This is a genomic window from Streptomyces lydicus (assembly GCF_001729485.1).
GTDB classification, from domain to species: Bacteria; Actinomycetota; Actinomycetes; order Streptomycetales; family Streptomycetaceae; genus Streptomyces; species Streptomyces lydicus_D.
In genome coordinates, this window is the sequence record NZ_CP017157.1 from 2,676,332 (window position 1) to 2,698,356 (window position 22,025).

At 74.0% G+C, this 22,025-nt stretch carries 22 protein-coding genes; 15 read left to right on the plus strand and 7 right to left on the minus strand.

Annotated elements, in window-relative coordinates:
* The first annotated feature begins 153 nt into the window (after positions 1-153).
* From pheS to SL103_RS11540, 5 genes are all read left to right on the plus strand, one after another.
* Positions 154-1,278 (plus strand): phenylalanine--tRNA ligase subunit alpha, encoded by a 1,125-nt coding sequence (pheS, locus tag SL103_RS11520; protein ID WP_069568771.1) that lies wholly within the window; start codon positions 154-156, stop codon positions 1,276-1,278.
* Positions 1,278-3,803, plus strand: coding sequence for a phenylalanine--tRNA ligase subunit beta (gene pheT, locus SL103_RS11525; RefSeq protein WP_069568772.1), 2,526 nt, complete (start codon positions 1,278-1,280; stop codon positions 3,801-3,803). Before pheS ends, pheT begins: the two co-directional genes overlap by 1 nt.
* A gap of 252 nt (positions 3,804-4,055) precedes the next feature.
* A complete protein-coding gene (locus SL103_RS11530) occupies positions 4,056-5,288 on the plus strand; it encodes a PP2C family protein-serine/threonine phosphatase (RefSeq protein WP_069568773.1) in 1,233 nt (410 codons plus the stop codon).
* A gap of 95 nt (positions 5,289-5,383) precedes the next feature.
* Positions 5,384-6,721: a transcriptional regulator gene (locus tag SL103_RS11535; protein WP_069568774.1), complete on the plus strand. Its 1,338-nt coding sequence runs from the start codon at positions 5,384-5,386 to the stop codon at positions 6,719-6,721.
* 48 nt (positions 6,722-6,769) lie between these two features.
* A complete protein-coding gene (locus SL103_RS11540) occupies positions 6,770-7,300 on the plus strand; it encodes an NUDIX domain-containing protein (protein ID WP_033267761.1) in 531 nt (176 codons plus the stop codon).
* A gap of 48 nt (positions 7,301-7,348) precedes the next feature.
* On the opposite strand, the gene SL103_RS11545 is transcribed toward SL103_RS11540, so the two are convergent.
* Complete coding sequence (locus SL103_RS11545) at positions 7,349-7,606, minus strand: hypothetical protein (RefSeq protein WP_033267762.1); 258 nt, start codon at positions 7,604-7,606, stop codon at positions 7,349-7,351.
* 335 nt (positions 7,607-7,941) lie between these two features.
* The gene (locus tag SL103_RS11550) at positions 7,942-8,799 is read right to left on the minus strand and encodes a 3-hydroxybutyryl-CoA dehydrogenase (RefSeq protein WP_069573621.1); all 858 of its coding nucleotides are present in this window, start codon (positions 8,797-8,799) and stop codon (positions 7,942-7,944) included.
* 169 nt (positions 8,800-8,968) lie between these two features.
* On the opposite strand from SL103_RS11550, the gene SL103_RS11555 reads away from it, so the two are divergent.
* Complete coding sequence (locus tag SL103_RS11555) at positions 8,969-10,198, plus strand: glycoside hydrolase family 10 protein (protein WP_069568775.1); 1,230 nt, start codon at positions 8,969-8,971, stop codon at positions 10,196-10,198.
* Positions 10,199-10,238: 40 nt separating this feature from the next.
* Here the strand turns inward: SL103_RS11555 and SL103_RS11560 are convergent, their stop codons facing one another.
* Together SL103_RS11560 and SL103_RS11565 are read right to left on the minus strand one after the other, a co-directional pair.
* Positions 10,239-10,448, minus strand: coding sequence for a DUF1918 domain-containing protein (locus SL103_RS11560; protein ID WP_069568776.1), 210 nt, complete (start codon positions 10,446-10,448; stop codon positions 10,239-10,241).
* Positions 10,449-10,645: 197 nt separating this feature from the next.
* Entirely contained in the window at positions 10,646-11,632 is a 987-nt protein-coding gene (locus tag SL103_RS11565; RefSeq protein WP_069568777.1) for a DMT family transporter, read from the minus strand.
* Between SL103_RS11565 and SL103_RS11570 the strand changes: the two genes are divergently transcribed.
* From SL103_RS11570 to SL103_RS11590, 5 genes are all read left to right on the plus strand, one after another.
* On the plus strand, positions 11,631-13,136 hold the full coding sequence (locus tag SL103_RS11570) for a PLP-dependent aminotransferase family protein (protein WP_079145695.1): 1,506 nt from the start codon (positions 11,631-11,633) through the stop codon (positions 13,134-13,136). The two genes, SL103_RS11565 and SL103_RS11570, sit on opposite strands and share 2 nt — an antisense overlap.
* 80 nt (positions 13,137-13,216) lie before the next feature.
* Positions 13,217-13,669 (plus strand): GNAT family N-acetyltransferase, encoded by a 453-nt coding sequence (locus tag SL103_RS11575; protein ID WP_069568778.1) that lies wholly within the window; start codon positions 13,217-13,219, stop codon positions 13,667-13,669.
* 55 nt (positions 13,670-13,724) lie between these two features.
* Positions 13,725-14,294, plus strand: coding sequence for a histidine phosphatase family protein (locus SL103_RS11580; protein ID WP_069568779.1), 570 nt, complete (start codon positions 13,725-13,727; stop codon positions 14,292-14,294).
* 205 nt (positions 14,295-14,499) lie between these two features.
* Positions 14,500-15,267, plus strand: coding sequence for a hypothetical protein (locus SL103_RS11585; protein ID WP_069568780.1), 768 nt, complete (start codon positions 14,500-14,502; stop codon positions 15,265-15,267).
* The gene (locus tag SL103_RS11590) at positions 15,264-15,638 is read left to right on the plus strand and encodes a DUF4333 domain-containing protein (protein WP_069568781.1); all 375 of its coding nucleotides are present in this window, start codon (positions 15,264-15,266) and stop codon (positions 15,636-15,638) included. The genes SL103_RS11585 and SL103_RS11590 overlap by 4 nt, the downstream gene beginning before the upstream one ends.
* On the opposite strand, the gene SL103_RS11595 is transcribed toward SL103_RS11590, so the two are convergent.
* Positions 15,607-16,656 carry an alpha/beta hydrolase gene (locus SL103_RS11595; RefSeq protein WP_069568782.1) on the minus strand — a complete coding sequence of 350 codons (1,050 nt, stop codon included), beginning with the start codon at positions 16,654-16,656 and terminating at the stop codon, positions 15,607-15,609. The two genes, SL103_RS11590 and SL103_RS11595, sit on opposite strands and share 32 nt — an antisense overlap.
* A 144-nt stretch (positions 16,657-16,800) precedes the next feature.
* Here SL103_RS11595 and SL103_RS11600 point away from each other — a divergent pair, with 144 nt between their 5' ends.
* Positions 16,801-17,346 (plus strand): PadR family transcriptional regulator, encoded by a 546-nt coding sequence (locus tag SL103_RS11600; RefSeq protein ID WP_069568783.1) that lies wholly within the window; start codon positions 16,801-16,803, stop codon positions 17,344-17,346.
* Between the two features lie 33 nt (positions 17,347-17,379).
* Here the strand turns inward: SL103_RS11600 and SL103_RS11605 are convergent, their stop codons facing one another.
* Entirely contained in the window at positions 17,380-18,129 is a 750-nt protein-coding gene (locus SL103_RS11605) for a helix-turn-helix transcriptional regulator (RefSeq protein ID WP_069568784.1), read from the minus strand.
* Positions 18,130-18,235: 106 nt separating this feature from the next.
* A complete protein-coding gene (locus tag SL103_RS11610; RefSeq protein ID WP_069573624.1) occupies positions 18,236-19,324 on the minus strand; it encodes a class I SAM-dependent methyltransferase in 1,089 nt (362 codons plus the stop codon).
* 120 nt (positions 19,325-19,444) lie between these two features.
* Here SL103_RS11610 and SL103_RS11615 point away from each other — a divergent pair, with 120 nt between their 5' ends.
* From SL103_RS11615 to argJ, 3 genes are all read left to right on the plus strand, one after another.
* Positions 19,445-19,636, plus strand: coding sequence for a DUF1059 domain-containing protein (locus SL103_RS11615; protein WP_069568785.1), 192 nt, complete (start codon positions 19,445-19,447; stop codon positions 19,634-19,636).
* A 134-nt stretch (positions 19,637-19,770) separates the two neighbouring features.
* Positions 19,771-20,799 (plus strand): N-acetyl-gamma-glutamyl-phosphate reductase, encoded by a 1,029-nt coding sequence (gene argC, locus SL103_RS11620; RefSeq protein WP_069568786.1) that lies wholly within the window; start codon positions 19,771-19,773, stop codon positions 20,797-20,799.
* Complete coding sequence (gene argJ, locus SL103_RS11625) at positions 20,796-21,986, plus strand: bifunctional glutamate N-acetyltransferase/amino-acid acetyltransferase ArgJ (RefSeq protein ID WP_069568787.1); 1,191 nt, start codon at positions 20,796-20,798, stop codon at positions 21,984-21,986. The genes argC and argJ overlap by 4 nt, the downstream gene beginning before the upstream one ends.
* Positions 21,987-22,025: the final 39 nt, after the last annotated feature.

Consider the following 22,025-nt stretch of genomic DNA (forward strand, 5'->3'; position numbering starts at 1 on the left):
GCCGCGCTGCCCGTCCCCCTTAGACTTGACCTTTGGCACCTTTGGCGCACAGGCATCGCGGGCACAGCGCGGGCTCGGCATCCGACCTTTGTGATCGAAGAGCCGAGGCAGAGCGAGCCAAGCCAAGCCAGTCCACCGGAAGCACGGGAAGAGATGTCCGCACCCAATAAGTCGTACGACCCTGTCGAGGTCGAAGCCCTGAAACCGGAAGAGATCGCCGCCCGGCTGGACGAGGCGCTCGCCGCCGTCGCCGCCGCGGATTCTCTGGAGGCGCTGCGTGAGGTGAAGGCCGCCCACGCCGGCGACCGGTCGCCGCTCGCCCTCGCCAACCGCGAGATCGGCGCGCTGCCCCCGCACGCCAAGGCGGAGGCCGGCAAGCGCGTCGGCCAGGCCCGCGGCCGGGTCAACCAGGCGCTCAAGGCCCGCCAGGAGGAGCTGGAGGCGGAGCGTGACGCCCGGGTGCTCGTCGAGGAGGCGGTGGACGTCACACTGCCCCACGACCGCACCCCGGCCGGCGCCCGGCACCCGCTGACCACCTTCATGGAGCGGGTCGCCGACGTCTTCGTGGCGATGGGCTACGAGATCGCCGAGGGCCCCGAGGTCGAGGCCGAGTGGTTCAACTTCGACGCCCTGAACTTCGTGCCGGACCACCCGGCGCGCCAGATGCAGGACACCTTCTTCGTGCAGGGCAACGGGACCGAGGGCGATGAGTCCGGCGTCGTGCTGCGCACCCACACCTCGCCGGTCCAGGCCCGTACGCTCGTCGACCGCGAGCCGCCGGTCTACGTCGTCTGCCCGGGGCGGGTCTACCGCACCGACGAGCTGGACGCCACGCACTCCCCGGTCTTCCACCAGATCGAGCTGCTGGCCGTCGACGAGGGCCTGACCATGGCCGACCTCAAGGGCACCCTCGACCACATGGTCCGGGCGCTCTTCGGCCCGGACATGAAGACCCGGCTGCGGCCGAACTACTTCCCGTTCACCGAGCCGTCCGCCGAGATGGACATGGTCTGCTACGTCTGCCGTGGCGAGTCCGTGGGCAACCCCGACCGCCCGTGCCGCACCTGCTCCAGCGAGGGCTGGATCGAGCTGGGCGGCTGCGGAATGGTCAACCCCAAGGTGCTCGTCGCCTGTGGCGTCGACCCCGAGAAGTACAGCGGGTTCGCCTTCGGGTTCGGCATCGACCGGATGCTGATGTTCCGGCACAACGTGGAAGACATGCGTGACATGTTCGAGGGCGACGTCCGGTTCACCCGGCCGTTCGGGATGGAGATCTGATGCGGGTCCCGCTTTCTTGGCTGCGGGAGTACGTCGACCTGCCGGCGACGGAGACCGGCCGTGACGTGCAGGCCAAGCTCATCGACGTCGGCCTGGAGGTCGAGACCGTCGAGCGCCTCGGCGAGGGGCTCAAGGGCCCGCTCGTCGTCGGCCAGGTGCTGACCATCGAGGAGCTGGAGGGCTTCAAGAAGCCGATCCGCTTCTGCACGGTCGACGTCGGTGACGCCAACGGCACCGGAGAGCCGCAGGAGATCGTCTGCGGCGCGCGCAACTTCTCGGTCGGCGACAAGGTCGTGGTCGTCCTTCCCGGCGCCGTGCTGCCCGGCGACTTCAAGATCGCCGCGCGCAAGACGTACGGCAAGAAGTCGCACGGCATGATCTGCTCCGGCGACGAGCTCGGCATGGGCGACGACGGCACGCACGGCATCATCGTGCTGCCGCCCGAGTACGAGGTCGGCACCGACGCCATCGCGCTGCTGGAGCTGGTCGACGAGGTGCTGGACATCGCCGTCACCCCGGACCGCGGCTACTGCCTGTCGATGCGCGGTGTGGCCCGCGAGACCGCGACCGCGTACGGCCTGCCGCTGCGCGACCCCGCGCTGCTCGACGTGCCGCCGCCGAACGCCTCCGGCTACCCGGTCCAGGTCTCCGACCCGATCGGCTGCGACCGCTTCACCGCGCGCACCGTCAGCGGTCTGGAGCCCGAGGCGCGTTCGCCGATCTGGCTGCAGCGCCGGCTGCAGAAGGCCGGGATGCGCCCGGTCTCGCTGGCCGTCGACATCACCAACTACGTGATGCTGGAGCTCGGCCAGCCGCTGCACGCCTACGACCGGGCCACCGTCGACGGCCCGATCGGCGTCCGCCGGGCCACCGCCGGTGAGCAGCTGACCACCCTGGATGGCACCAAGCGGGTGCTGGACGCGCAGGACCTGGTCATCACCGACAACCGCGGCCCGATCGGCCTCGCCGGTGTCATGGGCGGTGCCAACACCGAGATCGCGGGTGCCGTCACCGACCCCGAGACCGGTCAGGTGCGCGGTACCACCGACGTCGTGATCGAGGCCGCGCACTTCGACGCGATCTCCATCGCCCGTACGGCCCGCCGGCACAAGCTGTCCTCCGAGGCGGCCAAGCGCTTCGAGCGCGGCGTCGACCCGGAGGCCGCGTCCGCCGCCGCGCAGCGGACCGTCGACCTGCTGGTGCTGCTCGGCGGCGGCACCGCGGGGGAGGGCGTCACCGAGGTCGTCTCGCCCCGCGGGCCGCGCACGATCACCGTCCCCGCCGACCACCCGGACAAGGTCGCCGGTGTGGCGTACGGCCGGGAGACCGTCGTCCGCCGCCTCCAGCAGGTCGGTTGCGACGTCTACGGCCAGGACGAGCTGGTCGTGACCGTGCCGTCCTGGCGGCCGGACCTCTCCGACCCGAACGACCTGGCCGAAGAGGTCATCCGGCTGGAGGGCTACGAGAACCTGCCCTCCACCCTGCCTAAGCCGCCGGCCGGCCGCGGGCTGACCGAGCGTCAGCGGCTGCACCGCAGGGTCGGCCGGGCGCTGGCCGGCGCGGGCTACGTCGAGGCGCTGAACTACCCGTTCACCGGCTCGCACGTCCTCGACCAGCTCGGCATCGAGCCGGACGACCCGCGCCGCTCGGCGGTCACGCTGGTCAACCCGCTCTCCGACGAGGAGCCCGACCTCCGTACGACGCTGATCCCGGGGCTGCTCGGCGCGCTGCGCCGCAACTACGGCCGCGGGTCGCACGACCTCGCGCTCTTCGAGACCGGTCCGGTCTTCCGGGCGACCGGCGACGAGAAGGCGGCCAGCCGGCTGGTCGTCGACCGCCGGCCGACCGACGACGAGATCGCCTCGCTGGACGCCTCGCTGCCGCAGCAGCCGCGGCGCGCCGCGGTGGTGCTCACCGGGGCCCGTGAGCAGGCCGGCTGGTGGGGCGAGGGCCGCCCGGCGATCTGGGCGGACGCCATCGAGGCGGGCCGTGCGGTCGCGCGTGAGGCGGGCGTCGAGCTGATCGTCCGGCAGGACCAGCACGCCCCGTTCCACCCGGGCCGGTGCGCGGCGCTGCTCGCGCTCGTCGACGGCGAGGAGGTGCTCGTCGGCAACGCCGGTGAGCTGCACCCGCGGGTCATCAAGGCGATGGCCCTGCCGGAGCGCACCTGCGCGATGGAGATCGACCTGGACCGCCTGGAGCGGGCCGGCACCGGGGCGCTGAAGGCGCCCACGATCTCCTCCTTCCCGGTGGCCACCCAGGACGTCGCGCTGATCGTCGACGGCGGCGTGCCGGCGGCGGACGTCGAGGCCGCGCTGCGCGACGGTGCGGGCGAACTGCTGGAGTCGCTGCGGCTGTTCGACGTCTTCACCGGCGAGCAGCTCGGCGCGGGCAAGAAGTCGCTGGCGTACGCGCTGCGCTTCCGCGCCCCGGACCGGACGCTGACCGCGGAGGAGGCCAGCGCGGCGCGTGACGCGGCGGTGGCGACGGCCGTGGAGCGGACCGGAGCGGCGCTGCGGGGCTGACGGCCCGCTGCCGGAGATTACGGGGCGAGGGCGTGGACGGTGCGAGCCGTCCGCGCCCTCGCCCTGTTTCAAGGAGACGATCCGATCCGCACACCATCACCCCATCGGGTGGTTATTTACCTATCGTCGCGGTCCGGGCACACAACGTCGCGAGAATCGACGGGGTCGGTGCGGGCCGCCTGACCGCGGCAGCGGACCGGACCGACCGCCTCAACGCCTGCTAGGGGACCACCGGCTAGGGGGACCATCGGCATGATCCGAACCTGGGCACGGGGCGGAGCACGCGCCGGGGCGGCCCGGGCCCGGCGGGCCTTCGTCTTCGTCCTGCCCGGCCTCTGGGTGCTCGGCGTGGTGGGCTGGGAGCTGTGCCACCCGACCAGTGGCCGGCTGTTGCAGCTCCTCGCCGCCGCTCCGGCCATCGCCTGCGCCGGCACCGGCCGCCGTCAGTGCGTGCTGCTCGGCGGGGTGTGCGCGCTGGCCGCCCTTGTCCCCTTCGGCGCGGCGGAGCCCGCGGCCGGGTGGGCCGGCCGCGCGATGACCTGCGGGGCGATCCTGGCCGTGGTCGCCGCGAGCTATCTGACGGCCGGTCGGCGCAAGCGGCTGCTGCGCGAGCTGGAGTGCACCCGCGAGGTCGCCGCGACGGCCCAACGGGTGCTGCTGCGTCCGCTGCCGGCCCGTATCGACGGGATGGTGCTGGCCGCCGACCACCTCTCCGCGAGCGAGGGCGCGGTGGTCGGCGGGGACCTCTACGAGGTCATGGGCACCCGGCACGGCGTCCGCGCGGTGATCGGGGACGTCCGGGGGCACGGCCTGGAAGCCATGAGCACGGTCGCCGCGATGCTCGGCAGCTTCCGCGAGGTGGTGCACGACGAGCCCGAACTGACCGGTGTGCTGCGCCGGCTGGAGCGCTCGCACCAGCGGCACCTGCGGGAGCGGGGCCGCGCCGAGCACCCGGCGGGCGGCGCGGAGCCGGCGGGCCCGCTCGCCGAGGAGTTCGTCACGCTGCTGCTGGTGCAGATCGCCCGGGACGGCGCGGTCACGGCGCTGAACTGCGGGCACCCGTGGCCGTACCGGATCGGCTCCCGGGAGGTGGTGCCGGTCGCGCCGGGCGAACCGATGCCGCCGCTGGGCCTGTTCCCGCTGCCCGAGGAGCTGTCCACGGTGGGCTGCGGCCGGTTGGAGCCCGGCGAGTCGCTGTTCCTGCACACGGACGGGGCGGTGGACATCCGGGACGCGGCGGGCGCGTTCTTCCCGTTGACGAACCAGCTGTGCAGCAGCGTCGAGGCGGCCACGGAGTCCTGTGTGCCGTCGCCGACCGGTGTGGTGGGGGACGTACGGGAGGCGCTGCTGCGGCACGCGGGCGGGCGGCTGACCGACGATGTGGCGCTGCTGATGCTGTGCAACGACCGGATGCGGGTACCCGCACCGGTGACGGCCGGCCGGGCGGCGCGGTGTGCCGGGCGGGGCTCTTCACACCCCGTGTGAAGGCGGGTTCACTACGCTCAACTGGCGGAGTGGTTAAGTCGACAAGGCCGTGAGCCGGCCGCCCGGGGCGCGTTCCGGCTCACCGGGAGGCCGGTATGGAGCCCAACACCCTGCTCGATGCGATTCTCGACGAGGCCGGGATCTCGCACGCGGGACTGGCGGCACGGATCAACCGTCTGGGGAGCGGCCGCGGACTGGCGCTGCGGTACGAACACACTGCGGTGGCCCGGTGGTTGAAGGGTCAGCGGCCGCGCGGGCAGGTACCGGACCTGATCTGCGAGATCCTCGCCGAGCGGCTGCACCGGCCGGTCGGGCTGGCCGACATCGGGCTGAGCGGGCCGGGCCCGAGCCGCGCCGCCGACACCCCGCTCTCCGGCTTCGTGGAGCGCGCCACCGCGCTGTGGCGGTCCGACGAACAGCAGCGCCCGCACCTCCTCGACGCCCCGGCCCTCACCGGCACCTCGGCGGTCATCCCCGTATGGGAGTGGGAGAACCCGCCCGAGGACCAGGACGTGTCGCGCGACGGGCTGACCCGGGTCGGCACGGCCGACATCGAGATGCTGCGCGCCGCACGGACCCACTACGAGCAGATGTACCGGAAGGCGGGTGGTATCGCGACCAGAGCACGCATCGTGGGATTCCTCAACTCCGAGGCGGCGCCGCTGCTGCGGGGCAGCTACAGCGATGCGACGGGGCGGCAGCTCCACCGGGCGACCGGTGGGCTGGTCGCGGTCGCCGGCATCTGCGCGTACGACTCGGACGCTCTCGGGCTGGCCCAGCGCTACTTCCATCAGGCGCTGCGGCTGGCCAAGGCCAGCGGGGACCGCGGCCTCGGCGCGTACGTCATCGCACTGCTGGTCAACCAGTCCCTCTTCGTACGGGAATACCGCCAGGCGGTCGCCTTCGCGGAGGCGGCGCTGCGGGCCGCAGGCCCGCAGATCACCCCGGCGCTCTCCGCGGACCTCTACGCGATGCAGGCCAAGTCCTATGCCCGGCTCGGGGACGGCGCGAGCGCGCTGGCCTGCATCCGGCGCGCGGAGGCGGCCGCGGAGCGCATCCGGCCGGGGCTGGAGCCGGCCGAGACCGGCTATGTGCAGCCCGGCCTGGTGAACGTGCAAGTGGCGGAGGCGCTGCTCAGCCTCGGTGACCTGCGGGCCGCCAGGGAACAGGCGGACGCCGCCGTCGACACCCCCGCACACGACCGCGGCCGGGTCCACCGGCTGGCCATGCTCACTCACATCGAGCTGCGCCAAGGGGATGCGGACCGGGCCGTGGCCGACGCCGCGCAGATGACCGAGCACGCTCGGGGCATGGAGTCGCAACGGTTGCGGGACCGGCTGCGGGCGGTGCGCGAGCATCTGGCCGAGACCGGGAGCGCCGCGACGGACGAGGCCGCCGATCTCATCGACGAGGTGCTGCGCGTTCCGTTGTGACCGGGCTCGTGTCACCTTGCCGGCTCCTCAGCGGAAGGTGGCAGTTACGTGCGTTGGAACAATCTCAGCGAGAAGCCCGTCTATGCGAACCCGTGGTTCCGGGTCAATCTGGCCGATGTGGAGCTGCCCGACGGCCGGCATCTGGAGCACTTCCTGATCCGGATGCGGCCGGTCGCCGTGGCGACCGTGGTCAACGAGGCCAATGAGGTGCTGCTGCTGTGGCGGCACCGGTTCATCACCGACACCTGGGGCTGGGAGCTGGCCGCCGGGGTCGTCGAGGACGGCGAGGACCCCGCGGCGGCGGCCGCCCGTGAGATGGAGGAGGAGACCGGGTGGCGTCCCGGGCCCCTCCGGCATCTGCTCACGGTGGAGCCGTCCAACGGCCTCACCGACGCCCGGCACCACATCTACTGGTCGGACGAGGGCGAGTACCTCGGCCTGCCGCAGGACGACTTCGAGTCCGACCGGCGGGAGTGGGTGGCGTTGAAGCTGGTTCCCGACATGGTGGCGCGGGGGGAGGTGCCGGCCGCCAACATGGCCGCCGCCCTGCTGATGCTGCACCACCTCCGGCTGGGGTGAGCGCCGCCGGGCCGGTCCGGGGCAGCCCGGGGCCGGCCCGGCCGGCGGTCATCGGCCCAGTGCCTGCCAGACCGCGATCGCCAGTGCCGCGAGCCCCGTGAGCGCGGCGAGGGAGGGCAGCGGCCAGCGGGTGGTTTCCAGCCGTGTGACGCGGACGGTGAGTTCGTCCGCGTCACGTTCGTGTCGCTCGGAGCGCTGGGCGAGCAGCGCGAGTTGGCCGTCGACCCGGGCGGTGCGGACGTCGAGTTGACGGCGCAGCTCCGCTAAGTCGGCGGTTACCAGATCGGGTTCGGGGTGGGCGGTCACGGTCCGCTCCTCATTCCTTCGGTCATCGGCGTGGTGGTGCGTACGCCCGTCAGTCAACTGCGCTGCGACGAAGGAGGGGAGCGTGTGCGGTGGACAGGTGCGGGTCCGTGTTTCACACCCCGTGTGAAGTGACGGAGCGTGACGGGTGCGCGGGGGCGTTCACACGGGGTGTGAATCGCGCACCCCGAGCGGGGCGCCGCACACGCTCCCGCCCGCCCGCGCGGGGGAGTTGACTCGGAACTCCCCACGGGGGCCGAAGCCGGCGGACGGGCGCCCGCCGGCCCGGAGTCCGCCCGCCGGTTCCTTCCCCCGAGCGGCGGGCGGACCGCCTCCGGTCAGTACGGGTAGAACCCCGACCCCGACTTCCGGCCCAGCCGCCCCGCGTCGACCATGCGCTGGAGCAGCGGGGGAGCGGCGTACAGGGGCTCCTTGTACTCCTCGTACATCGAGGCGGCGACCGAGGCCACGGTGTCCAGGCCGATCAGGTCGGACAGCTTCAGCGGGCCCATCGGGTGGGCGCAGCCCAGCTCCATGCCGTTGTCGATGTCCTCGCGGCTGGCGATGCCCGACTCGAACATCCGGATCGCGGACAGCAGGTACGGGATGAGCAGGGCGTTGACGACGAATCCGGAGCGGTCCTGGGCACGGATGGCGTGCTTGCCGAGGACGTTCTGGACGAGTGCCTCGGCGCGCTTGATGGTCTCCTCGGACGTGGTGAGGGCGGGGATCAGCTCCACCAGCTTCTGCACCGGGGCCGGGTTGAAGAAGTGGATGCCGATGACCTGGTCGGGGCGGGAGGTGGCCACCGCCAGCTTCACCAGCGGGATCGAGGAGGTGTTGGACGCCAGGATGGCGTCCGGGCGGGTGACCACCTGATCGAGGACCTGGAAGATCTCGGTCTTGACCTGCTCGGTCTCGACGACGGCCTCGATCACCAGGTCGCGGTCGGAGAACTCGCCGAGGTCGGTGGTGAAGCTCAGCCGGCCGAGCGTCGCATCGCGCTCCGCGACGGTGAGCTTGCCGCGCTCGGCGGCCTTGCCGAGGGAGTTGGTCAAGCGGGTGCGGCCCAGCTCCAGTGCCTCGCCGGTGGTCTCGGCGACCATGACGTCCAGCCCGGCGCGGGCGCACACCTCGGCGATGCCTGCGCCCATCTGGCCGCAGCCGACCACTCCGACGCGTGCAATGTCGGCGATTGAGTTGGTCACCTCGTGCCTTTCGCTGTTCTTCAGGACCGGCGGCGCCGTAAGGGTCCGACGCCCGCCTCGGCCCCGACGTTACTCCGCGCGGTGCTGGGCCACGGCTGCCGGGGCGGGCATTCTGAGCCCTCAGGACGGGACGAACCGGACAACCTGGGGACTTTTGATGAGACGGATCACACGAAGAGGGTTCGCGGTGGCCGCGCTGGGCGCGGCCTCCTCGCTGCTCACCGCGGGTGCGCCGGCGCCCTCGGCGGGGGCGCCGCGCCGCGAGATGCGGGGCGTCTGGCTGGCGACCGTCGCCAACCTCGACTGGCCCTCCCGCACCAAGCTCACCGCCGCCGAGCAACAGCGCGAACTGCGCGCGCACTTCGACACGGCCGTCGCCCGCAAGCTCAACACGGTCTTCTTCCAGGTGCGTCCCACCGCGGACGCGCTGTGGCCGTCCCCGTACGAGCCCTGGACCCAGTACCTGACCGGGGTGCAGGGCCGCGACCCCGGCTGGGACCCGCTGGACTTCGCGGTCCGCGAGGCGCACCGGCGCGGCCTCGAACTGCACGCCTGGTTCAACCCGTACCGGGTCGCCAACCACACCGACCCGCGGCGGCTGGCCGCCGACCACCCGGCCCGGCGGCACCCCGGCTGGGTCGTCCCGTACGGCGGCAAGCTCTACTACAACCCGGGGCTGCCCGAGGTCCGCGATTTCGTCCTGGACGCCATGCTGGACGCGGTCGCGCGCTACCCCGTCGACGGGGTGCACTTCGACGACTACTTCTATCCCTATCCGGCGGCCGGGCAGCGCTTCGACGACGACGAGGCGTTCGAGGAGTACGGCGGGGACTTCGGGAGCCGGGCCGACTGGCGGCGGGACAACACCGACCGGCTGGTCCACGCGATGGCGCAGCGGCTCGACGCGGGCGGGCAGCAGGAGGGGCGCCGGGTGCAGTTCGGCGTCAGCCCGTTCGCGGTGTGGCGCAACCTGGGGAGCGATCCGCAGGGGTCCCGTACGCGGGCCGGGGTGCAGACGTACGACGACCTCTACGCCGACACCCGCCGCTGGGTGCGCGAGGGCTGGCTGGACTACCTCGTGCCGCAGGTCTACTGGCCGCTCGGCACCAAGGCCGCCGACTACGCCGAACTCGTGCCGTGGTGGTCACGCACCGTCGACGGCACCGGCGTCGACCTCTACATCGGAGAGGCGCTCTACAAGGCGGGGGACAGTGAACCGGCCGGCTGGAAGGACCCGGCCGAACTCTCCCGCCACCTCACCTTCGCCCGCCGCTACCCGCAGGTCGGCGGTCATGTCTTCTTCTCGGCGAAGGAGGTCGCCAGGGACCGGGTGGGGGCCCTGGCGCGGGTGGTACGGGATCACTACGGCGGCGCGGCGAGGGCCTGACCCCTCGTCCCGCGCGGCCGTGGTGGCGTCGTGCAGGTCCTTACCGGCCGGGGTCGACCTCACCGGTCTTGCCGTGCCGTACGACGCAGTCGGGGCCGGGCGACACGATCGCCTCGTGGCCGTCCTCGGCGCGGACCCGGTAGGGAGGATCGCCGTTCGTCCCCATGACTTCGATGATTTCGACGACGTGGTCGTGATGCCCGACGGTCCTGCCGTGCACCACCAGCCGGTCGCCCTTGGTCGCATGCATCAGGGGTCCTCCCTGCTTCAGGCGGCCATGCGCTCCGGACGGCCGCCGAGGCGACGGCCGAGCGGTTGAACGGCCAACGGTTTCAACGGTTTACGGGCCTCCTGGAGCCCGGAGGGCAGTACCTGCCATCTCGGCAAGTTTACGTCCGGAGGCGGCGGCCGCACCTGGGAGAGCAGCGGCTTTCCGGCGGGCCCGGGTCACCCCCGGGCCCGCTGGGTGACCGCGATGCAGGCCAGCACGGCCAGGGCCGCCGCGGGGGCGGCCGGGGGCAGCCGTTCGCCGAGGAGCAGCACGGACCACACCAGGGTCAGCAGCGGCTGCGCGAGCTGGAGCTGGCTGGCCCGGGCGATGCCGATCGCGGCCATCCCGCGGTACCAGACGAGGATCCCGACGAACTGCGAGCCGATCGCCAGCCACAGCAGCCCGGCGACGGCGTGCGCGGTGAGCCGCAGCGGTTCGGTGGACAGCGCGACCGCCGCGCCCGCCGCGGTCAGCGGGAACGTCAGCACCAGGGCCCAGCCGATGACCTGCCAGCCGGGCATGTGGCGGGCCAGCCGGCCGCCCTCGGTGTAGCCGGCCGCGCACACCAGCAGCGCCAGGAAGAGGAACAGGTCGCCGCGGCCGGGCGCCCCGCCGCTCTGCTGCACCGCGAAGGCGATCACGACGGCCGCGCCGACCAGGGACGCGATCCAGAACGTACGGGAGGGCCGCGCGCCGGTCCGCAGCGCCGAGCAGGCGGCGGTGGTCAACGGCAGCAGACCGACCACGACGGCCGCGTGCGAGGTGGTGGAGGTCTCCAGCGCGAGGGTGGTCAGCAGCGGGAAGCCGAGCACCACCCCGCCGGCGACCACCGCGATCCCCGCCCAGTGGCGGCGCTCCGGGACCCGCACCCGGAAGGCCAGGAGCGCGCCGCCGGCCAGCACGGTGGCCAGCACGCTGCGCAGCATCACCACCGTCCAGGGGCCCATGCCCTCCAGCGCCCAGGCCGTCCCGGGGAAGGTGAGGGAGAAGGCGGCGACACCGAGAGCGGCGAACAGCACGCCGCGGCCGGCCGGGGTGCCGCGGGCGCCGGGGGCCGCGGGGGCTTCCGGGGTCAGGACCGGGGCCGGGGCGGCGTGACGGTCGGCCTCCGGGGTGCTGACCGCTATCGGGGCGGAGGCAATAGCGCTATCGTTGGCTCTCATGCAAGAGCGTAGCAGCGTCGCCGAACTGGCCGCGAGCCTCCGTACCCAGCTGAACCGCTACTCTCCTGGAGAGAAGCTGCCGTCGAGTCGCGCTCTGGTGGAGCGGCATCGCGTCAGCCCGGTGACGGTGTCCAGGGCGCTCGCCGAACTCGTCGCCGAGGGCCTGGTCGTCACCCGCCCCGGCGCCGGCGCCTTCCGCGCGGAGCCCCGCACCGAGGCGCCCCGGCCGGCCGACACCTCCTGGCAGGAGATCGCGCTGAGCGCCGAACCGGGCGGCGACCAGGTGCCGCGCAGCGTCGACGCCTCGGGTGTGGTGGCCACCCTCGCCAGGCCGGCCCCCGGCGTCATCGAGCTCAACGGCGGCTACCTCCACCCCGATCTCCAGCCCGAACGCGCGCTCGCCGCCGCCCTGGCGCGGGCCGGCCGCCGGCCCGGGGCCTGGAGCCGGCCGCCCGTGGACGGCGTACCGGAGCTGCGTGCCTGGTTCGCGCGGGAGATCGGCGGCCCCGGCGGCGCGCTCGCGGCGAGCGACGTCCTGATCACCGCGGGCGGCCAGAACGCGCTGACCGCCGCGCTGCGCGCGCTCGCCGCCCCGGGCGCCCCGGTGCTCGTCGAGTCCCCGACCTACCCCGGGATGCTCGCCGTGGCCCGCGCCTCCGGGCTGCGCCCGGTGCCCGTCCCGATGGACGCGGACGGGGTCCGCACCGATCTGCTCGCCGAAGCCTTCCGTGCCAGCGGCGCGCGGCTCTTCGTCTGCCAGCCGCTGTTCCAGAACCCGACCGGTGCGGTGCTGGCCGGGGAGCGGCGGCGCGAGGTGCTGCGGGTGGCCCGCGAGGCCGGCGCGTTCGTGATCGAGGACGACTTCGCCCGGCTGCTGGTCCACGACGACGCCCCCGCGCTGCCACCGACGCTGATGTCGGAGGACCGCAACGGCACGGTCGTCCACATCCGTTCGCTCACCAAGGCCACCTCGCCCAACCTGCGGGTGGGCACCCTGGCGGCCCGCGGCCCGGTCCTCGACCGGCTGCGCGCGATCCAGGTCGTCGACAACTTCTTCGTGCCCGGGCCGCTCCAGGAGGCCGCCCTCGAACTCGTCGGCTCGCCGGCCTGGCCCCGCCACCTGCGGCTGATCGCCGGGGAACTGACCGCCCGGCGCACCGCGCTGGCGGCCGCCCTGCGGGCGCAGCTGCCCGCGCTGGTGGAGCGGGGGCTCGGGCACGGCGCGACGTACGGCCGGGACCCGGAGGGCGGCGGACTGTACGTGCCGCCCGGCGGCTACCAGCTCTGGGTGCGGCTGCCGGACGGCACCGACGAGGCGGCGCTCACCGGCGCGGCGCTGCGGGCCGGCGTCGCGGTCGCGGCCGGCCGCCCGTACTTCGCCGCCGAGCCGCCGGCCGCGCACCTGCGGCTGAGCTTCGCCGCGGCGACCGGCACCGGCGAACTCGTCGAAGGGGTCCGCCGGCTGCGTACGGCCTGCACGGAGCTGGGGGTGGCGGTGGGCTGACGGCCCGGGCGGCCCGGGGGCCGGTGCGCCGTGCGGCGACCGGTTCGACGCCGCCCCGGCCCTTCTGCGAATCTCCCGGCATGACCGCACACGCCCTCGACGGCTACGAGATCTCCACCGACCCGGCCCGCCTCGACGCCGGCCTGGTCCACCGCTGGCTGGCCACCGACGCCTACTGGGCGCTGGACCGCCCCCGGGAGCTGCACGACCGCGCCGTCGCGGGCTCGCTCAACTTCGGCCTCTACGAGGCGGGTTCGGGGCGGCAGGCCGGCTACGCCCGGGTCGTCACCGATCACGCCACCTTCGCCTGGCTCTGCGACGTCTACATCTGCCGGGACGACCGCGGCAAGGGACTGGGCACAGCCCTGGTCACCGCGATCGCCGCGCACATGGAGCCCAGCGGGCTGAGCCGGCTCACGCTCGCCACCAAGGACGCTCACGGCGTGTACGAGAAGATCGGCTTCCGCCGGCTGGTGGCACCGGAGCAGTGGATGACCCTCGGCCTGATCGACCCGGGCCCGATCGAGATCTGATCGGGATCCGACCAACCATGGCCCCGGGAGGCGGTGCTGCTCTTACCATCGGCGAATGAGCGTTCGCCTGAAGCTGCTCGCCGCGGCCCGGAACTCGTCGCTGCTGGAGACGCGGTTCGGCGACGACCGCCCGCTCGATGCCGCCGGCTGGCACGAGGCCGAGCGGGCCGCCCCCGTACTGTGCCGGCTCGCCGCCGCCGAACTGCGCTACCGCTCGCCGTCCGAGCGCTGCCGGGAGACCGGTGAGGCACTCGGCCTGCGCCCGCTCGCCCAGCCGGCGCTGCGCGACTGCGACATGGGGCGCTGGCGCGGCCGCACCCTCGGCGAGGTGACCGCCACCGAGCCGCGCGCGGTGGAGGACTGGCTGGCCGATCCGCGCTCCGCCCCGCACGGCGGGGAGTCACTGCTCGCGTTCATCACCCGCGTCGGCGGCTGGCTGGACACCCGGCCGGTCGACGACGCCGACGGGCTGCTCGCGGTCGCCGAGCCCGGCGTCGTACGGGCCGCCCTGGTCTACGCGCTCCAGGCGCCGCCGCACGCGTACTGGCGGATCGACGTCCGGCCGCTGTCGGTGACGACCCTCATGGGGCGGGCCGGCAAGTGGGACCTCCGACTGGAGGCATGAGAGCGCCCGGCGCGACGGCGCGCGTGCCCGCCCGGCGCCTGCGCACCACCCGGAAAGCCCATCCCGCGCGCTCGGCTGTCCGGGGCATGCGCACCCTTCCTACCTGCGGAAACGGTACGTGGACCGGCGGCCGGCCCGGTGCCGGGGCCCGGGCGGCGCTCCTCATCGAGGTGCGCGCCGCCCGGCCGGGCGCTTCTCTCGGGATATGCACATACGTCACCTTCCCCTGTTCGCGGTGGCGGCCGGGGCCCTGGTGGTCTCCGTCCTGCTCTTCGGTGACGGCGACGGGGCGGACGCCGCCACCGACGCCGTGACCGGCACGGTGCGGGACACCGTCACCGGGGCCGCCCCCGCCGCGGGCCGTGCGCACGAGGTGGCCGTCGAGCCCGCCACGGTGGCACCGGGCACCGCCTTCTCCGTCGACGCCGGCGCGCACTGCGCGGGCCGGCCGGCCGAGGCGCGCTTCGGCGGCGCGGCCATCCCCGCGCTGCGGCTGTCCTCGCTCAGCGACCGGACGAGCGGTAGCGCGGTCGTGCCGCAGGGCACCGCCCCCGGCACGTACACGGTCACCGTCACCTGCGGCGCGGCGGGCGGCCGGACGGACCGCGCGGGGTACGACGGGTCGGGCGGGGGGAGCGCGGGGCACGGCGGCCCGGACCGCGGCCGGCAGACCTTCACCGGCACCATGGTCGTCTCCGGCGGGACGGACGGCAGCGTCCCCCTGGGCGGCATGGACGAGGGGTCCTCCCCGGGCGGTGCGGACGAGGCGCTCGCCCAGCCGGGGGCCGACGAGTCCGTCCCGCAGGGCGGATACGAGGAGAGCGCCCCCCGCGGCGGCGCGGACACCGGTCTGGGCGGCGCCGCCGGCAGCGGCGGTCCGGGCGCGACCGCGCTGGGCGCCGCACTGCTGCTGGGCGCGACCGGCTGGGGCGCGTTCGCCCATCGCCGCCGGGCCCGCGGCCCGCGGCGGTGAGCGCACCGCCGCGGAACGGCGGCCGCCTCCTCACCCCGGTGCTCGGTGTCCTCGCCGCGCTCGTCGTGGCCGGTGTGGTCGCCCTCGTCGCGGCGCGGCTGGGCGAGCGGGACGCCACCAGCGAGGTCGACGGCGGCACCCACACCGTTCCGCGCACCGAGATCGCCAGGACCATCAGCGGCCAGCTGACGCTGCCGTTCCGCCGCGGGCCCGACGCGGTGCGCTGCTTCGGCGACCTGCGGCCGGTGCCGGCCGCCGCGGTGCGCTGCACGGCGCACTTCCCGCTCGGCCGCGACCGTCAGCTGACCGTCGAGGTCACCCGCGTCCAGCACAACAAGGTCACTTACCGCCGCCGCCCGGCACCGCACTGACCCGCACGGCGGCCGACGGCCCGCCCGGCTGCACGGGGTCCGGCGCGGCCTCCAGGGCGGTGCGCAGGGCGCCGAGCCAGTGCGCGGTGGTGCGGCGGGCCGGCTCGCTCTCGGGTGCGTACGCCTCGAACAGGTGCCAGGCGCCGGGGACGTCCCTGAGCTCGACCGGGACGTCCGCCTCGACCAGCCGCCGGGCGTAGTCGAGCCCTTCGTCCCGCAGCGGGTCGAGTCCGCAGGTCAGGACGTAGGCGGGCGGGAGGCCGCCGAGGTCGGTGGCGCGGGCCGGGGCGGCGTACGCGGGGACGTCGGGGCCGCGGTCCGGGCCGAGGTAGGTGTCCCAGGTGTGCCGCATGCCGGCCCCGTTCGTGTAGCGGGGGTCGGTGATCCGCCGCATCGAGGCGGTGCGGCCCCGGTCGTCCAGACACGGGATCAGCAGGCCCTGGAAAACGATCGGCGGCCCCTGGCGGTCGCGGGCCATCAGGCAGAGCGCGGCGCTCAGGCAGCCGCCGGCGGACGCTCCGGTCACCGCGATCCGCGCGGCGTCGAGGCCGAGGTCGCCGGCCGTCGCGGCCATCCATTCCAGCGCGGCATAGCAGTCCTCGACACCGGCCGGGTAGCGGTGTTCGGGGGCCAGCCGGTAGTGGACGTTGACCACCACCGCACCGGCCGCGGCGCAGGCGTCGCGGGCCATCGGGCTGGGCCCGGCCAGCTCTCCGTACGCGAAGCCGCCGCCGTGGAGGTAGAGCACGCCCGGCAGGACGCCCCGGGTGCCGGCGGGACGCAGCACCTGGACGTCGACGGTGTTGCCGTCCGGTCCGCGGAAGGAGGTGCGCCGGACGGTCACCCGGGGGTCGGGGGCGGCCATTCGCGGTGCCATCAGCGCCGCGAAGCCGGCGCGCACCCCCGCGATGTCGGCGTACGGGTTCTCCGGCCGCGCCGGCAACCCGGCGAGCACGCCGGCCAGTTCGGGATGCACCCACGGGTGTGCGGGCGGGCTCGCGGGGGTGGTCGTGTCCATCGGTGTTCCCCGTTCGTCGGCAAGGAGACGGTTTCCGCGCGGTGCCGGGGGCACCGGAGTCAAACCATCTCATTGATATGGTCTCGATGAGAGGGAAGCTATGGTCTCAATGAGAACGTGTCAAGGGGAGCGAGGCGGCAGCGGATGGCGGAGTACAGCCCGGCGAGATATGTCGTGCTCGGACTGATCGCCCGGCACGGTGCGATGACGCCGTACGAGCTCAAGTCCCGTGTCGAGGACGACATCCAGCCCTTCTGGCCGATCCTGCACGCCCAGCTCTACCGGATTCCGGCGGAGCTGGCGCAGGCCGGACTCCTGCGGGAGGAGGCCGAGGCCGCGGGGCGCCGCCGGCGGATCTTCCACCTCACCGAGGACGGCCGCGGCGCCCTGGCGCGCTGGCTGGCCGACCCGGACACCCCCGAGGCGGAGACCCGCGACCCGGCGCAGCTCAAGCTCTTCTTCGCCGACCTCGGCGAGCCCGCGGACATCGTCGCGCTCGCCACCCGGCAGGCCGCCCGGCACCGCGACTGGCTCGCGCACTACACCGCGCTGCGCGCCGGGCTCGACCCGGCGGCGGACCCCCGGCAGCGCGCCCGCGCGCGGCTGCTGCGGCTCGGGGTGCTGCACGAGCGGGCGCACGCGGAGTTCTGGGAGTCGGTGGCCGAGCGTCCGGAGCGCCTGGACGACTGAGCCGGCGCCCCGGTACCCGGCCGCCGGGCCGGCCTACCGCCGCGCCCGCACGTCCGAAGTCCCGCGCGTGAGCCAGGCGTTCGCCGCCGCCACCCGGCCGCCCACCCGCAGCTTCGCGTAGGCGTGCTCCAGATGCTTGTCGACCGTGCGCGGGCTGATCGCGAGCCGGTGCGCGATCTGCTGGTTCGTCAGACCGCGGGCCAGCAGGGCGAGTACGGCGGACTCCCGTCGGGTGACCGCGGCCGGGGCGGGGGCGGCCGGGGCGAGCCGGTCGAGGGCGTGGCTGAGCCGGGTGCGCAACAGGGCGGCGGCCAGCACGTCGTCGTCGGAGAAGTCGCCGCAGCGGCGGCTGATGGCCAGGCACACCCTGCGCGGCGTGCCGTCGGCGCCGCCCGCCGGGATCGACATGGCCAGCTGCTGCTCGGCGCCGAACGGCCGGTAGACGTCGGTGTAGGCGGCCAGCGCGTGGAACTCGCTGCGGGTCTGGAGCGTCGAGCGGCGCATCGGCGTGCCGGGGCCGACGGTGGTGTGCCGCACCAGGGAGTCGGTGGCCGCCTCGCGCGCGAAGGCGTCCCGTACGTCCTGGCTCAGCAGGTCGGCGGGCAGGGTCAGCGGCCGGTCGGCGGTGCCGGCCCGGGGAGCCCAGATGATGCTGTCGCCGGGGACCGCGGCGAGCAGCAGCGGGAGCAGCGCCGGAACCAGGGTTTCCTCGTCCACGGCATCGATCAGGAGGTCCACGACGGCGAGGATGCGCCGCAGGCCGGCCTCCGCGGCCGCGCTCATGTTCCCAGCGTACGAGGGGGGCCGGGCCAGTCAAGGCGGTGCCGGGCCCGGCGCCGGGGGTGACACCCGGCCGGCCGGGGGAAGACCGGCCGGGCGCGTCAGGCGGTTAACGCCCGACGTCATAGACGCGGTTGACGGGGCTCTCGGCGGCGAGTCGCCAGTGGTGCAGTCCGGCCTCACCGGCGATCTCCCGCATCGCCTCCTCGCCCGCGTGGTTCCCCAGTGCCTGCGGGCCGTGCTGCGCCAGCGCGGACGGCAGACAGACGGCGACCGAGGCGGCGGTCAGCGCCCGGCCGACGGGGTTGGTGTTCTCCTCGGCGTGGGCCGAGGCGTTCGGTTCGACGATCATGCAGGTCCCGCCGTCGGCGAGCGCCTGCTCCGCGTGGTGCAGCGCGCCGCCCGGGTCCCCGGTGTCGTGCAGGCAGTCGAAGAACGTGATCAGGTCGAAGTCGTCGCCCGGGAAGTCCTGGGCCGTGGCGACCTCGAAGTGCACCCGGTCGCCCAGTCCCTGCTGGTCGGCGATGTCGCGGGCCGCCTCGACGGACGGGCGGTGGAAGTCGAAGCCCTCGAAGCGCGACCGGGGGAAGGCCCGGGCCATCAGCGCCGTGGAGTAGCCGTAACCGCATCCGATGTCCGCGACGTGCGCCCCGCGCTCCAGCTTGTCCGTCACGCCGTCCAGGGCGGTCAGCCACTCCGGGACCAGCGCGGCCGCGTAACCGGGCCGGAAGAACTTCGCGGTGCCGGCGAAGAGCGCCGGACCGTGCTCCTCCCAGCCGACGCCCTCGCCGGTGCGGAAGGCGTCCATCAGGCTGTCCTCGGTGGCGTACACGGCCTGGAGCATGGTGAAGAAGCCGGCGGCGTAGGTGGTGCGATCGGGGTCGGCGAGGACGGCGGCGTGCTCGTCGGGCAGTTCGTAGGTGTCGGTGTCCGGTGCGTGGGTGACGTACTCCCCGGCCACCTGGGCGGCGAGCCACTCGCGCACATAGCGCTCGACCAGGCCGGTGCGGCCGGCGAGCTGGGCGGAGGTGAGCGGACCGGCGCCGGCCATCGCCGTGTACAGGCCGAGCCGGTCGCCGAGGGAGGTGCACAGACCGGCGACCGCCGCGCCGCCGTCGGTGATCACCCGCTCCAGGAACCGCTGGACCCGGTCCTCGTCCAGGGCGGCCCCGCGCGCGTCGCCGGCGGCTGTCGCCATGGCCCTCACCTCCCGGTCCTCCGTCCACTCCAGCAGCGCGCCGGCCGCCCGCGCCATACGGAATTCGCCGTATGCGCGGGCCGGGGCGCGGGCCGACACTGGGAGGTGAGGAGGTGCGCCATGCGCAAGAAGATGGACTGCCGGGACTACCCGAGCGAGTCGAAGTGCACCCTTGTGATCTCCGGTGAGGAGGAGGAAGTGGTCCGCGCCGCCACCGCTCACGCGGTCTCGGTGCACGGTCATGAGGACAGCCCGGAGCTGCGCGAACAGATCAGGTCCTCGCTGAAGAACGAGATGCCGCAGCACGCATGAGCCGGCGGCCGGCCCGCGGCAGCGACCACGCCGCCCCTGAACCGGGGCGGCGGTCTTGTTGCGGGCGGGCGACGGAAGGTCATTGCATAAAACTGCTGCTATCCGTATAGTCATGCCATCAAGGAGGAGGGTCCATGACGGTACGAGCAGCAGTGGCCGGTGCGAGCGGGTACGCGGGCGGTGAGGTACTGCGCCTGCTTCTGGGGCACCCGGACGTCGAGATCGGCGCGCTGACCGGGCACTCCAACGCGGGCCAGCGCCTCGGAACGCTGCAGCCGCATCTGTTCCCGCTGGCCGACCGGGAGCTGGCGGCGACCTCCGCCGAGGCGCTGGCCGGCCACGACGTGGTCTTCCTCGCCCTGCCGCACGGCCAGTCCGCCGCGGTCGCCGAGCAGCTCGGGCCGGACGTCCTCGTCGTCGACATGGGAGCCGACTTCCGGCTCAAGGACGCCGCGGACTGGACGAAGTTCTACGGCAGCGAGCACGCCGGGACCTGGCCCTACGGCCTCCCCGAACTGCCGGGTGCCCGTGCCACGCTGGAGGGGTCCAAGCGCATCGCGGTGCCCGGTTGCTACCCGACCGCCGTCTCGCTGGCGCTCTTCCCCGCCTACGCCGCCGGTCTCGTCGAGAGCGAGGCGGTGATCGTCGCCGCCTCCGGCACCTCCGGCGCGGGCAAGGCACCCAAGCCGCACCTGCTCGGCTCGGAGGTCATGGGCGCGATGTCCCCGTACGGGGTGGGCGGGGTGCACCGGCACACCCCGGAGATGATCCAGAACCTCAGCCAGGCCGCGGGGGAGCCGGTCACCGTCTCCTTCACCCCGACCCTGGCCCCGATGCCGCGCGGCATCCTCGCCACCTGCTCGGCCCGCGCGAAGCCCGGTGTGGACGCCGCCACGGCGCGCGCCGCGTACGAGAAGGCGTTCGCCGACGAGCCGTTCGTGCGGCTGCTGCCCGAGGGCCAGTGGCCGTCCACCGCCGCCGTCCACGGCTCCAACGCCGCGCAGATCCAGCTCGCGTACGACGGGACGGCCGGCCGGCTCGTGGTGATCAGCGCCATCGACAACCTCACCAAGGGCACCGCGGGCGGCGCCCTGCAGTCCATGAACATCGCCCTCGGTCTCGACGAGACCACCGGACTTTCCACGATCGGAGTCGCGCCGTGAGCATTACGGCAGCCAAGGGATTCACGGCGGCGGGCATCGCCGCCGGGATCAAGGAGAACGGCAACCCGGACCTCGCCCTCGTGGTGAACACCGGGCCGCGCCTGGCCGCCGCGGGCGTCTTCACCTCCAACCGCGTCAAGGCCGCGCCGGTGCTCTGGTCGGAGCAGGTCCTCAAGGGCGGCCGGCTGTCCGCCGTCGTCCTCAACTCCGGTGGCGCCAACGCCTGTACGGGGCCGAAGGGTTTCCAGGACACCCACGCCACCGCCGAGAAGGTCGCCGCGTCGCTGAACACGGCGGGGTACGACGAGACCGGCGGGCACGACGCCGGCTCGGTCGCGGTGTGCTCCACCGGCCTGATCGGCCTGCTGCTGCCGATGGACAAGGTGCTGCCCGGCGTCGACAAGGCGGTCGCCCAGCTCAGCCCGCACGGCGGCGAGAAGGCCGCCCTCGCCATCAAGACCACCGACAGCGTGCACAAGACGGCTCGGGTGACCGTCGGCGAGGCCGGCGGGGAATGGACCGTCGGCGGGATGGCCAAGGGCGCCGGCATGCTCGCGCCGGGCCTGGCCACCATGCTCGTCGTCCTCACCACCGACGCCGACCTGCCGGCCGAGGACCTGGACGCGGCGCTGCGGTCGGCGACCCGCACCACCTTCGACCGGGTCGACTCCGACGGCTGCATGTCGACCAACGACACCGTGCTGCTGCTGGCGTCCGGCGCGTCCGGCGTGGTCCCGGAGAAGGCCGCCTTCGCCGAGGCCGTCCGCACCGTCTGCGATGACCTGGCCCGCCAGCTCATCGGCGACGCCGAGGGCGCGAGCAAGGACATCCGGATCGAGGTGATCAACGCCGCGAACGAGGACGACGCGGTCGAGGTCGGCCGGTCCATCGCCCGCAACAACCTCCTCAAGTGCGCCGTCCACGGCGAGGACCCCAACTGGGGCCGGGTCCTCTCCGCCATCGGCACCACCTCCGCCGCCTTCGAGCCGGACCGGCTGAACGTCGCGATCAACGACGTCTGGGTCTGCAAGAACGGCTCGTTCGGCGAGGACCGCGAGCTGGTCGACATGCGCTACCGGGAGGTGCGGATCACCGCCGACCTGGCCGCCGGGGACGCCTCCGCGGTCATCTGGAGCAACGACCTCACCGCCGATTACGTCCACGAGAACAGCGCGTACTCGTCATGAGCGGGCGGAGCGAGAACACCGTCGACAGCCGCGTGCGGT